This window comes from Stenotrophomonas sp. JC08 (assembly GCF_052180205.1).
Lineage (GTDB): Bacteria > Pseudomonadota > Gammaproteobacteria > Xanthomonadales > Xanthomonadaceae > Stenotrophomonas.
Genome location: NZ_CP197473.1, coordinates 3117263 through 3128613 on the forward strand (window position 1 = coordinate 3117263; position 11351 = coordinate 3128613).

Annotated in this window: 11 protein-coding genes; 8 read left to right on the forward strand and 3 right to left on the reverse strand. The window is 68.0% G+C overall.

Annotated elements, in window-relative coordinates:
* Positions 1-13: 13 nt before the first annotated feature.
* On the forward strand, positions 14-913 hold the full coding sequence (gene ubiA / locus ACSBPQ_RS14350; protein ID WP_442682765.1) for a 4-hydroxybenzoate octaprenyltransferase: 900 nt from the start codon (positions 14-16) through the stop codon (positions 911-913).
* A 74-nt stretch (positions 914-987) separates the two neighbouring features.
* Here the strand turns inward: ubiA and ACSBPQ_RS14355 are convergent, their stop codons facing one another.
* Both ACSBPQ_RS14355 and ACSBPQ_RS14360 read right to left on the reverse strand, forming a co-directional pair.
* On the reverse strand, positions 988-1533 hold the full coding sequence (locus ACSBPQ_RS14355) for an HdeD family acid-resistance protein (RefSeq protein ID WP_442682766.1): 546 nt from the start codon (positions 1531-1533) through the stop codon (positions 988-990).
* A 70-nt stretch (positions 1534-1603) separates the two neighbouring features.
* A complete protein-coding gene (locus tag ACSBPQ_RS14360; RefSeq protein ID WP_442682767.1) occupies positions 1604-2332 on the reverse strand; it encodes a double zinc ribbon domain-containing protein in 729 nt (242 codons plus the stop codon).
* A gap of 50 nt (positions 2333-2382) precedes the next feature.
* On the opposite strand from ACSBPQ_RS14360, the gene bioB reads away from it, so the two are divergent.
* The 4 genes from bioB to bioC all read left to right on the forward strand — a co-directional run bounded on the left by bioB (position 2383) and on the right by bioC (position 6491).
* On the forward strand, positions 2383-3411 hold the full coding sequence (bioB, locus tag ACSBPQ_RS14365) for a biotin synthase BioB (RefSeq protein WP_442682768.1): 1029 nt from the start codon (positions 2383-2385) through the stop codon (positions 3409-3411).
* Positions 3412-3494: 83 nt separating this feature from the next.
* Positions 3495-4706, forward strand: coding sequence for an 8-amino-7-oxononanoate synthase (bioF, locus tag ACSBPQ_RS14370; protein WP_442682769.1), 1212 nt, complete (start codon positions 3495-3497; stop codon positions 4704-4706).
* 16 nt (positions 4707-4722) lie between these two features.
* Positions 4723-5490: a pimeloyl-ACP methyl ester esterase BioH gene (gene bioH, locus ACSBPQ_RS14375; protein WP_442682770.1), complete on the forward strand. Its 768-nt coding sequence runs from the start codon at positions 4723-4725 to the stop codon at positions 5488-5490.
* Between the two features lie 113 nt (positions 5491-5603).
* Positions 5604-6491 (forward strand): malonyl-ACP O-methyltransferase BioC, encoded by an 888-nt coding sequence (gene bioC / locus ACSBPQ_RS14380; protein ID WP_442682771.1) that lies wholly within the window; start codon positions 5604-5606, stop codon positions 6489-6491.
* Positions 6492-6609: 118 nt separating this feature from the next.
* On the opposite strand, the gene ACSBPQ_RS14385 is transcribed toward bioC, so the two are convergent.
* A complete protein-coding gene (locus ACSBPQ_RS14385) occupies positions 6610-7212 on the reverse strand; it encodes a YdcF family protein (protein WP_442682772.1) in 603 nt (200 codons plus the stop codon).
* Between the two features lie 300 nt (positions 7213-7512).
* On the opposite strand from ACSBPQ_RS14385, the gene ACSBPQ_RS14390 reads away from it, so the two are divergent.
* The 3 genes from ACSBPQ_RS14390 (at position 7513) to ACSBPQ_RS14400 (ending at position 11191) form a co-directional block, all read left to right on the forward strand.
* On the forward strand, positions 7513-8097 hold the full coding sequence (locus ACSBPQ_RS14390) for a hypothetical protein (protein ID WP_442682773.1): 585 nt from the start codon (positions 7513-7515) through the stop codon (positions 8095-8097).
* 479 nt (positions 8098-8576) lie between these two features.
* On the forward strand, positions 8577-10466 hold the full coding sequence (gene mnmG / locus ACSBPQ_RS14395; RefSeq protein WP_442682774.1) for a tRNA uridine-5-carboxymethylaminomethyl(34) synthesis enzyme MnmG: 1890 nt from the start codon (positions 8577-8579) through the stop codon (positions 10464-10466).
* Positions 10467-10645: 179 nt separating this feature from the next.
* Positions 10646-11191, forward strand: a complete 546-nt coding sequence (locus ACSBPQ_RS14400) for a gamma carbonic anhydrase family protein (protein ID WP_442682775.1) — start codon at positions 10646-10648, stop codon at positions 11189-11191.
* Positions 11192-11351 lie beyond the last annotated feature (160 nt).

Consider the following 11351-nt stretch of genomic DNA (forward strand, 5'->3'; position numbering starts at 1 on the left):
CTACCCTTTGCGCATGAGTTATGAACGTTATGAGCAGCCCGCTGCGGCACCGTCGCGGCTGGGCCATTACTGGAGGCTGATGCGCGCCGACCGCCCGATCGGCACCTTGCTGCTGCTGTGGCCGACCTGGTGGGCGCTGTGGCTGGCGGCGGGCGGGATGCCGCCGCTGTGGACGCTGTTCGTGTTCAGCGCCGGCGTGTGGTTGACCCGTTCGGCCGGCTGCGTGATCAACGATTACGCCGACCGCTGGCTGGATCCGCACGTCAAACGCACCAGGGACCGCCCGCTGGCGACCGGCGCGGTGTCCGGGCGCGAGGCGCTGGCGCTGTTCGCGGTGCTGATGCTGGTCGCGTTCGCGCTGGTGTTGACGATGAACGCGCTGACCATCGGCCTGAGCTTCATCGGCGTGTTCCTGGCGGCCAGTTATCCGTACCTGAAGCGCTACACCCATCTGCCGCAGGTGTACCTGGGCATGGCTTTCGGCTGGGGCATCCCGATGGCATTCGCCGCCGTGCAGGGCGAGGTGCCGGCGCTGGGCTGGGTGCTGTATGGCGCCAACATCCTGTGGTCCACCGCCTACGACACCTGGTATGCGATGGTCGACCGCGATGACGACCTGAAGGTCGGCTCGCACTCCACCGCGATCCTGTTCGGTGATCTGGACCTGGTCATCCAGGGCATCCTGTACGCACTGTTTTTCGGCGCGATGGTGCTGGTGGGACAGCGCGCGGAACTGGGGCTGGCCTATTGGCTGGCGATGGCCGTGGCACTGGTGCTGGTGGCGTTCGAGTTCTGGTGGTGCCGCACGCGCGAGCGCGAGCCCTGTTTCAAGGCGTTCCTGCACAACAACTGGGTCGGTGCGGTGCTGTTTGCCGGTATCGTCATCGCGTTGATGTGGCCTGCCGGCAACTGACAGCCGGCTTTGCACCATAGAAAACGCCGCCCATCGGGCGGCGTTCTGTCATCCAACCGGTCGCAACCTGCGGGTTACAGCCGGCGCTGTCGCAGCAGCTTGATACCCACCCACAGCTGCAATACGCCATAGAACAGCGCGCCCACCGCCACCCACAGCGCGATGGTGACCAGCCCGATCCCCGGACGGGCGAAGAACAGCACCCCCAGCGCCACCGCCAGCAATCCGCTCAAGGCCAGCATCCACTCGCCATTGACCAGCTTGCGCACCTGCACCGCAAACACGATGCGGGCGATACCGGCGATCACCAGCCACAGCGCCAGCAGCCACATCATCGCCTCGGCCATCTGCGCCGGCTGGCTGATGGCCAGCACGCCGAAGCCGATGGAAACCAGTGCATACAGCAGCAACACCCAGTTCGGCAGGGCCACGTTCTTGCGGAAGATGCTGAGCAGGCTGACCAGGCCGTCGGCCAGTGACAGCATGCCGAAGGTCATCACCATCGCCAGTACCGATACCGCCGGCCACAACAGCGTGGCTATCGCGAAAACCAGTGCCAATACGCCGAACACCACCAGCGTCCAGCCACCGCGCCGGACCTGTTGCGCGAGAAGGTTCATCCCATCACTCCTGTAGAAAGACATTGCCAGGCGCTGTCGCCAGTCGCCGGCAGATGGATTATCGCCGTGATCACGGTACCCGCGCACAGACCCAGGCATCCACCCGCTCCACCCCGGCCTTGCGCAGCGCGGTGGCCGCGGCCCGCAAGGTCGCCCCGGTGGTCATCACGTCGTCGACCAGCGCGACATGTGCCGGCAGTGATCCGGTCACTGTGAACGCGGCACGGACATTGCGCCGGCGCGCGGCCGCATCCAACTCCGACTGCGCCGCCGTGGCCCTTGCCCGTCGCAACCCCGCGCACAGCGGCAGGCGCAGCTCCCGCGCCAGTGGCCGGGCCAGCTCCAGCGCCTGGTCGTAACCGCGCTGCCGCAACCGGGCGGTGTGCAACGGCAGCGCCACCAGCGCCTGCGGGCGCACCCCCGCCGGCACCTGCGACACCATCAGCTGCGACAGCAGTCGTCCGGCGGCCAGATCCTGGTGGAACTTGAAACGCCGCAGCAGACCATCCACCGGTGCGCCGTAGAGAAAGGTCGCATGCACGGCCGACAGCGGACTCTTGCGCTGCTGGCACTGGCCACACAGGGGAGCCACGCCCTCCCCGGCCGGCAGTGGCAGCGCACAGCGGTGGCAGGCAACGCCGCTCCAGGGCAGGTCGCGGCAACACGCCGCACACAGGTCAACGCCCGCCTGCCCGGGATCGCCACACAGCAGGCAACGCAAGGGAAACAGCAGCGTGCACAGCCGCCCGCCCACGCCGTAAACCATTCTTGACAGTGATTTGTTGACAGGCGTCCGCATGCTGACCAGACTGCCCCGCCCAAGCCGCCCCGATCTGTCAGGAAACCCCGATGCCCACTGTCATCCGTCACGACTGGCGCCACGAAGAACTGCTGGCACTGTTCGACCTGCCCTTCCCCGAACTGCTGTTCCGTGCCGCCAGCGTGCACCGCGAGCATTTCGATCCGGCGCAGGTGCAGGTTTCCACCCTGCTGTCGGTCAAGACCGGTGGCTGCCCGGAAGACTGCGCGTATTGCCCGCAGGCGCAGCGCTACGACACCGGCGTGGATGCGCAGAAGCTGATGGACACCGACACCGTGGTCGCCCGCGCCCGGGCGGCCAGGCAGGCCGGCGCCTCGCGCTTCTGCATGGGCGCGGCGTGGCGTTCGCCCAAGGACCGCGACATCCCCAAGGTCGCGGCGATGATCGCCGAGGTGAAGGCACTGGGGCTGGAAACCTGCGCCACGCTGGGCATGCTCGAAGGCCACCAGGCGCAGGCGTTGAAGGACGCCGGGCTGGACTACTACAACCACAATCTGGACACCGCGCCGGACTATTACGACTCGATCATCCACACCCGCCAGTACCAGGACCGGCTGGACACGCTCGAACACGTGCGCAACGCCGGCCTGAAGACCTGCTGCGGCGGCATCGTCGGCATGGGCGAGACCCGCGAACACCGCGCCGGCCTGCTGCTGGCGCTGGCCAACCTGCCGGCGCACCCGGACTCGGTGCCGATCAACCGGCTGGTGCAGGTTGCCGGCACCCCGCTGCATGGCAGTGCCGAGCTGGACCCGTTCGAGTTCGTGCGCATGATCGCCGTGGCCCGCATCGTGATGCCGCGCTCGATGGTGCGGCTGTCGGCCGGCCGCGAGAGCATGAGCGACGAGCTGCAGGCGCTGTGTTTTTCCGCCGGCGCCAACTCCATCTTCCACGGGGAAAAACTGCTGACCACCGGCAACCCGGACACCGCCCGCGACCAGGCGCTGTTCGAACGGCTGGGCATCCGCCCGATGGAAGTTGCGGTCGATGCCGATGACCACGACCATCCCGGTACCGTGCACCTGGATATCGCCCCGGCCTGCGCGCAGCCGGCCTGATCCCGCCACGACGGCGGCGGCAGCCCGGACGTCGGCCACGACAACCGGGTACGCTAGTCGCCATCCGCCCACCACATAGCGCCATGGCCCGCCCCGACCTGCACGAACGCATCCAGGATCAACGCAAACTGCGCCAGGCGCAGGGGCGGATCCGTACCCGCCGCACCATCTCACGCCGCGATGGCGTGCGCCTGGAAGTCGACGGCCAGTGGCTCACCGGCTTCTGCAGCAACGACTACCTCGGCCTGTCACAGCAGTTCGAAGTGGTCGCCGCACTGCAGGATGCGGCCTCGCGCGAGGGCGTTGGCAGCAGCGCCTCGCATCTGGTCTGCGGCCACCATGCACTGCATGCGCAGCTGGAACAGGAAATGGCCGACTGGCTCGGCTATCCGCGCGCGTTGCTGTTCGACAGCGGCTACGCGGCCAACCTGGCCGTGCAGCAGGCGTTGCTGGGCGAGGACGGCGATGTCTGCGTGCAGGACCGGCTCAACCACGCCAGCCTGCTCGATGCCACGCGGCTGGCCGGCTGCCGCCTGCGCCGCTATCCGCACCTGGACAGCGAAGGCGCGATGCGCCAGCTCAAGCACACCCCGGAAGGCGCGGCGATGCTGGCCACCGACGGGGTTTTCAGCATGGATGGCGACATCGCCCCGCTGCGCTCGCTGGCACTGGTGGCACGCCTGCAGCAGGCGCTGTTCTACGTCGATGACGCCCACGGCGTCGGCGTGGTCGGCAATGGCGGCCGCGGCTGCGTGGCCGATGCCGGGCTCGGCGTGAACGAAGTGCCGCTGCAGCTGGCCACGCTGGGCAAGGCGCTCGGTGGCCACGGCGCGGTGGTGCTGGGCGAGGAGAACCTGATCGGCCATCTGGCCGAAACCGCACGCCCCTACATCTACACCACCGCACTGCCGCCGGCACAGATCGCCGCCTCGCTGGCCGCGGTGAAACTGGCACGCCGCGATCACTGGCGCCGCGACAAACTCACCGAGCTGATCGCCTTCTTCCGCGATGGCGCGCGCCGCCACGGGCTGGAGCTGATGCCCTCGGAAACCCCGATCCAGCCGCTGCTGTGCGGCGACGAGGCCACGGTGATGGCGCTGTCGATGGCGCTGGAGCAGTCCGGTTTCCTGGTCAGCGCGATCCGTCCGCCGACTGTGCCCGAAGGCAAGGCGCGGCTGCGGGTGACGCTGTCGGCGCTGCACGGCACCGACCAGGTCAAGGCACTGGTCGATGCCATCGCCAAGGCGCGCGACCTGGTGCTGTACCAGCAGTCGCTCAATACCGTCAGCGCCTGAGTGGAATAGCGGCGACATGCATATCCACGTCAGCGGCTCCGGCCCGGCACTGGTGCTGATCCACGGCTGGGCGCTGCACGGCGGCATCTTCGCGCCGCTGGTCGAACGGCTCGCGCCCCATTGCCAGCTGCATGTCGTCGACCTGCCCGGCCACGGCTTCAGCCGCGACGACAGCACCCCGCTGAAGCTGCCGTACCTGGTCAACGCCATCGCCGCAGCCACGCCGCCGGCAGTGTGGTGCGGCTGGTCATTGGGCGGACTGGTGGCCTTGCATGCCGCGGCCACGCTGCCGCAGGTGCGCGGGCTGGCGATGCTGGCGGCAACCCCGCGTTTAGTGCGCGCCGCCGACTGGCCCGATGCGGTCGAGCCGGCGGTGTTCGAACAGTTCGGACAGGACCTGCAGCAGGACTACCGCGGCACGCTGGAGCGTTTCCTGGCGCTGGACGTGATGGGGTCGCAGCACGCCCGCAGCGAACTGCGCACCCTGCGTGATGCGCTGGTCGAGCGCGGCGAACCGGAGCCGCGCGCCCTGCACGAGGGACTGGCGCTGCTGGAACGTACCGACCTGCGCGGCGCCCTGCCGGCACTGCACAAACCCGGGCTGTGGATCGGCGGCCAGCGCGACCGGCTGGTCGCGGCCAGCGCCATGCACCGCGCCGCCGCGCAGACCCCGGCCGGACTGCATGTCGCCCACACCATCGACGGCGGCGGCCATGCACCGTTCCTCGGCCATGCCGATCCGGTCGCCGGGCTGCTGCAACGCTTCGTTGCGGACTGTGGCTGAACGGTTCGGCCCACGTTGGCCCGCCATCGAAGATCATGTGTCCCGCTCCTTCCCCCTTCTGAGCTGACCCGCGCCGCTGCTGCCGATTCCCCGTTCCCGCCTGCGTACCTGCCATGTCTTCCCTGTTCGACCGCAAACACGTCCGCCGCGCCTTCTCCCGCGCCGCCTCCAGCTATCACGCCGCCGCCGTGCTGCAGCAGGAAGTCGCCACGCGCCTGCTGGAATCGCTGGACTATCTGGATGACCGGCAGCCGCAGGTGGTGCTGGATGTCGGCAGCGGCCCGGCGCATTCCACCGCGGCGATGAAGAAACGCTGGCCCAAGGCGCAGGTGATCGCGCTGGACCTGGCCCTGCCGATGCTCGCCGAGGCCAAAAAGCAGGCCGGCTGGTGGCGCCCGTTCACGCGCCTGTGCGCCGACGCCCGCGCCCTGCCGCTGGCCGACAACAGCGTCGATGTGATCTTCAGCAACCTGTGCCTGCAGTGGGTGGAAGACCTGCCGGCGGTGTTCGCCGGTTTCCGCCGCGTGCTCAAGCCTGGCGGTCTATTGGTGTGCTCGACCTTCGGCCCGGACACGCTGGTGGAACTGCGCGAGGCCTTCTCGCAGGCCGACGACGCCCCGCATGTGAGCCCGTTCGTGCAGATCGCCCAGTTCGGCGATGCGCTGATGATGGCCGGCTTCCGCGACCCGGTGCTGGACCGCGACCTGTTCACCCTCACCTACGACGACCTGCCGACGCTGATGCGCGAGCTCAAGGCGATCGGTGCGACCAATGCGATGCACAGCCGTCGCCACACCCTCACCGGGCGTGGCCGCTTCAACGCCGCGCAGGCCGCCTACGAACCGCTGCGCCGTACCGATGGCAAGCTGCCCAGCAGCTGGGAAGTCATCTACGCGCAGGCCTGGGCACCGGAACCGGGCGCGCCGATCCGCGAACATGGCCACGACGTGGCCAGCGTGCCGGTATCGGCGATTCCGATCCGGCGGAAAAACCCGACGTAAGTGAGTGATGAAGGTTGGGCAGGAATATGGGCCTGAACTGCGGGCGTGCGATGCATCGCCTTGGCGTTTACCCGTTCCCCGCCACCTTCCCTCCGCTGCTCACCCGCACGAGCACCGCTCAGGCCGCGCCGGCCAGCAGGTCGCGATGGAAGAAGTAGATTTCCTGCGCCAGAAAACGCCAGCTGCTGTTGAAACTGCGGAAGCGCGTGCTCGGCGTGGCCGAAGCCAGTGCGTCGATGCCCAGTTCCCGTGACAGTCGCAGCGCGCGTGCCATGTGCAGCGGGTCACTGACCAGAATCACCCGGCGCATGCCGTTGGCATCCATCAGCTGGCGCGCCTCGATCAGGTTCTGGCGGGTGGTGCGCGAGCGGGTCTCGATGAGGATGTCGCGGTCGGGAATCTGCTGCCTGAGCGCGTAACGCCGCGCCACCTGCGATTCGGAAAAGCGTGCGCCGCTGCCACCAAAGCCACCGGTGAAGATCAGCTTCGGCGCGTAGCCGCGCTGGTACAGGTCCAGACCATGGCGGATGCGCTCTTCAAATACCGGTGAGGGTCTGGCGTCATAGGCGGCGGCACCCAGCACGATGATCGCATCGGCCGGCGCGGCCTGGTCGTTGTCGCCGACCCATATGATCCACGCCGCCACGCCCAGCAGCCACAGCAACAGCAGCAGGCACAACCGCCACAGCCAGCCCCACATGCCCAGCCGCCGTCCGCTCATGCGCCGCACCGGGAGCGGAGCGGCATCGCGGTGCCACGTTCCGCCGGCCCCAGCCGGCCCGGCACGCACGCACGAAGTACCTGAAACGCGCCGATATGCGCGGCGGCACGCGCCACTGTCACCCACATCTGAAGCCTACCGGGCAGGGGAAATTCGGCCATGGCGAAAGATTAACGTAGGCTCCGGGTCCGGGGCCATCGCGACCACACCCTCACTCCGTTCAGCTATGCGGGCCGAGTTAAGGGCCGATTCAATCGCATCACCGGAAGCTGGCACCATCGCCATGGGGGGACACACATCATGAAACGCCTGATCATCGCTGCCGGATTGCTGCTTGGCCTCGGCGGCTGCGCCACCTACGACTACGTGGGCGGTGGCGCTGGCGGCTACTACCACGGCTCACCTTCCACGCAATACAGCTATCCGTACGGCTACCCCTATGGCGGCAGCTACGGCGGTTATTACGGCTATGACAGCGGGTACTACGGCTACGGCAGCTACCCCCTCTACCGTCCGCCGGTTTACCGGCCGCCGTACAACCACCGTCCGCCCTCCCGTCCACCGCAGCACGGTCATGGCAATGATCATCGCCCGGGGCACGGCGGCGGCGACCATCGTCCCGGACACGGTGGTGAAAACGGTCACCGGCCACGCCCGCCACAGGGTCATCGCCCGCCGGTGAACGGCGGCGGCAGCAAGGCGCCGTGGCGCGACATGGACCGCGTACAGCGTCCGCAGACGCGCCCGACACCCAGCAGGCCGGCTCAACAGGCCCGTCCTGCCGTGGTCGCTCCACGCCAGCCGGTGCAATCGCGCCCCGCGGCACCGGCACGACAGCCTTCACAGAACCGCCAGGGCCGTCCGGTCCACGTCCAGGAGCGCTGAAAGACTTGCATTCGCAAAAAACTCAGGCAATCTAGCCGACGCAGGTGACCCGCAGCGTCGCAATCTGACCCAAACCGGTGTCGCCTGGGCAGCTCAATGTCGATGTCCGCCAGGAAATCTGGATCCCCCCTGTTCCGGCCCTGTCGGACATCGGCACCTACCAAGCACAAAGCCCCGGTCTCCCGGGGCTTTGTGTTTTGACAGCAGGTACAGCCGCGATCGGCGGATAAAGAAACGGGGCCGGCAGTCCCCTCACTGCCGGCCCCTCGCTCCCCCAGCGTGCGCTCCGGTCGGCCCCTGTTCCAATTCCGACCTGTTGCGCCTGTGTCGCATGCCACGCTGGGTGCGAAGCAGTAGACGCAGGTTGCGTGCCAATCCCGGGCAACAGCCGCAATGGCGGTAAAATCAGCACATCCACCGTCGGCGCGTAGGAATACCCCGTCAACCGGCATCACACTTTCAGCCACGACCCCCCTGCCATGAACGACTCCTTCTCCCGTTACGACGTCATTGTCATCGGCGGTGGCCACGCCGGCACGGAAGCCGCGCTGGCTGCGGCCCGCGGCGGCGCACGCACCCTGCTGCTGACCCACAACGTCGAAACCGTCGGCGCGATGAGCTGCAACCCGGCCATCGGTGGCATCGGCAAGGGCCATCTGGTCAAGGAGATCGACGCGCTGGGCGGGGCGATGGCACATGCCGCCGACCTGGCCGGTATCCAGTGGCGCACGCTCAACGCCTCCAAGGGCCCGGCGGTGCGCGCCACCCGCTGCCAGGCCGACCGCAACCTGTACCGCATGGCGATCCGCCGCATCGTCGAATCGCAGCCGAACCTGACCGTGTTCCAGGCGGCGGTGGATGACCTGGTGATCGAGGGCGATGCCATCCGTGGCGCCATCACCCAGACCGGGCTGACCTTCCACGCGCCGGCCGTGGTGCTGACCGCCGGCACCTTCCTGGCCGGCAAGATCCATATCGGCGAGACCCAGTACACCGCCGGGCGCATGGGCGATCCGCCGGCGACCACGCTGGCCGCGCGCCTGCGTGAGCGGCCGTTCGTGATCGACCGCCTGAAGACCGGTACGCCGCCGCGCATCGACGGCCGCTCGCTGGACTACAGCGTGATGGACGCCCAGCCCGGCGACGATCCGCTGCCGGTGATGTCCTACCTCGGTGATGTCCGCGAGCATCCGCGCCAGGTCAACTGCTGGATCACCCACACCAGCGAGCGCACCCACGACATCATCCGCGGCGCGCTGCACCGCTCGCCGCTGTACAGCGGCCAGATCGAAGGCATCGGCCCGCGCTACTGCCCGTCCATCGAGGACAAGGTGGTGCGTTTCGCCGAGAAGGCCAGCCACCAGATCTTCGTCGAGCCCGAAGGCCTGGACGTGGTGGAGATCTACCCCAACGGCATTTCCACCTCGCTGCCGTTCGACGTGCAGCTGGAACTGGTGCGCTCGATCCGCGGCATGGAGAACGCGCACATCACCCGCCCCGGCTACGCTATCGAATACGACTTCTTCGATCCGCGCGGGCTGAAAAACACCCTGGAGACCCGCCAGGTGTCCGGGCTGTTCTTCGCCGGGCAGATCAACGGCACCACCGGCTACGAGGAAGCCGGCGCACAGGGCCTGCTGGCCGGTATCAACGCAGCGCTGTTCGTGCAGGGCAAGGACGGCTGGAGCCCGCGCCGCGACGAGGCCTACATCGGTGTGCTGGTCGATGACCTGATCACCCACGGCACCAGCGAGCCGTACCGCATGTTCACCAGCCGCGCCGAGTACCGCCTGCAGCTGCGCGAGGACAACGCCGACGTGCGCCTGACCCCCACCGGCCGCGAGCTGGGGCTGGTCGATGACCGCCGCTGGGCGGCGTTCCAGACCAAGCAGGACGCCGTGGCCACCGAGAGCGCGCGTCTGCGCGGCATCTGGGCCACGCCGGCCAACGCGCTGGGCCGCGAGGTCGCCGAGGCCACCGGCGTGGCGGTGACCCGCGAGACCAATGTGCTGGACCTGATCAAACGCCCGGAACTGGACTACGCCAAGCTGATGCAGGTGCCGTCACTCGGCCCCGGCGTGGACGATCCGCGCGTGGCCGAACAGGTGGAAATCAGCGTCAAGTACGCCGGCTATCTGGACCGCCAGCGGGTGGAAATCGAACGCCAGCAACGCCACGAGAACACCGTGATCGCCGAGGGCTTCGACTTCTCAGCGGTGCACGGGCTCTCGGCCGAGGCGCTGCAGAAGTTCGAGCGCGTACGTCCGCAGACCATCGGCCAGGCCCAGCGCATTCCCGGCATGACCCCGGCGGCGATCTCGCTGCTGCTGGTGCATCTGGAACGGGTGCGGCGCGGGAAGGTCGCCTGAGCTGCAACCAGCAGCGCCGCAGCTGATTACAGCTGTGGCATGAAGGCAGGCTGCTGCGTGCACCGGGCCATCCGCGCGTGCACAAGCGTGTGTCGCAACCACGCCCGCCGCTGGCGTGCTGGGATGGCAGCGCGTCGCTGCGTATCATCGTGTCTGCAATCACACCGATGAATCCCGCCATGACCTCCCTCCGCCCCTTCCTCGACAAAATGCCCATCGTGGGTGAACGCGTGTATGTCGATCCGGCCTGCACGGTGATTGGCGATGTGGTGATCGGCGATGACGCGTCGATCTGGCCGGGCACGGTGATCCGGGGCGATGTGAACCACATCCGCATCGGTGCGCGTACCAATGTGCAGGACGGCACCATCATCCATGTCAGCCACGACAGCCCGTACAACAAGGGTGGCTACCCGACGCTGATCGGCGAGGGGGTGACGGTCGGCCATGGCTGCATCCTGCATGCCTGCACCATCGGCGATTACTGCCTGATCGGCATGGGTGCGTGCATCCTCGATGGCGCGGTGGTCGAGGCCAACGCCTTCATCGCCGCCGGTGCGGTGGTGGGGCCGGGCAAGGTGGTGCGCAGCGGCGAGCTGTGGGCCGGCAACCCGGCACGGCTGATGCGCCAGCTCAGCGAAAAGGACATCGAAGGACTGCGCTATTCGGCCGACCACTATGTGCGCATCAAGGACCAGTACCGCGGCATGCAGGACGCCAGCTGATCCGCGCTACACACCCTGCCTGCGCCGGGCGTGGGATTTTCCGCTGCCGGCGGTTAAAGTCGCCGCTCATCAAGGACGCCGTCGAGACCCGCATGCCAGTGGTACCTGTCCGGACCGGAAGCGGGTCCCTTGCGCGCAACCGGACCCTGTGTGATGCCGC

What these genes read in the sequence shown, in the direction of transcription:
- ubiA (WP_442682765.1), top strand. Translation starts at nt 14, where the DNA reads ATGAGTTATGAACGTTATGAGCAGCCCGCTGCGGCACCGTCGCGGCTG.
- ACSBPQ_RS14355 (WP_442682766.1), bottom strand. Translation starts at nt 1,533, where the DNA reads ATGAACCTTCTCGCGCAACAGGTCCGGCGCGGTGGCTGGACGCTGGTG.
- ACSBPQ_RS14360 (WP_442682767.1), bottom strand. Translation starts at nt 2,332, where the DNA reads ATGCGGACGCCTGTCAACAAATCACTGTCAAGAATGGTTTACGGCGTG.
- bioB (WP_442682768.1), top strand. Translation starts at nt 2,383, where the DNA reads ATGCCCACTGTCATCCGTCACGACTGGCGCCACGAAGAACTGCTGGCA.
- bioF (WP_442682769.1), top strand. Translation starts at nt 3,495, where the DNA reads ATGGCCCGCCCCGACCTGCACGAACGCATCCAGGATCAACGCAAACTG.
- bioH (WP_442682770.1), top strand. Translation starts at nt 4,723, where the DNA reads ATGCATATCCACGTCAGCGGCTCCGGCCCGGCACTGGTGCTGATCCAC.
- bioC (WP_442682771.1), top strand. Translation starts at nt 5,604, where the DNA reads ATGTCTTCCCTGTTCGACCGCAAACACGTCCGCCGCGCCTTCTCCCGC.
- ACSBPQ_RS14385 (WP_442682772.1), bottom strand. Translation starts at nt 7,212, where the DNA reads ATGAGCGGACGGCGGCTGGGCATGTGGGGCTGGCTGTGGCGGTTGTGC.
- ACSBPQ_RS14390 (WP_442682773.1), top strand. Translation starts at nt 7,513, where the DNA reads ATGAAACGCCTGATCATCGCTGCCGGATTGCTGCTTGGCCTCGGCGGC.
- mnmG (WP_442682774.1), top strand. Translation starts at nt 8,577, where the DNA reads ATGAACGACTCCTTCTCCCGTTACGACGTCATTGTCATCGGCGGTGGC.
- ACSBPQ_RS14400 (WP_442682775.1), top strand. Translation starts at nt 10,646, where the DNA reads ATGACCTCCCTCCGCCCCTTCCTCGACAAAATGCCCATCGTGGGTGAA.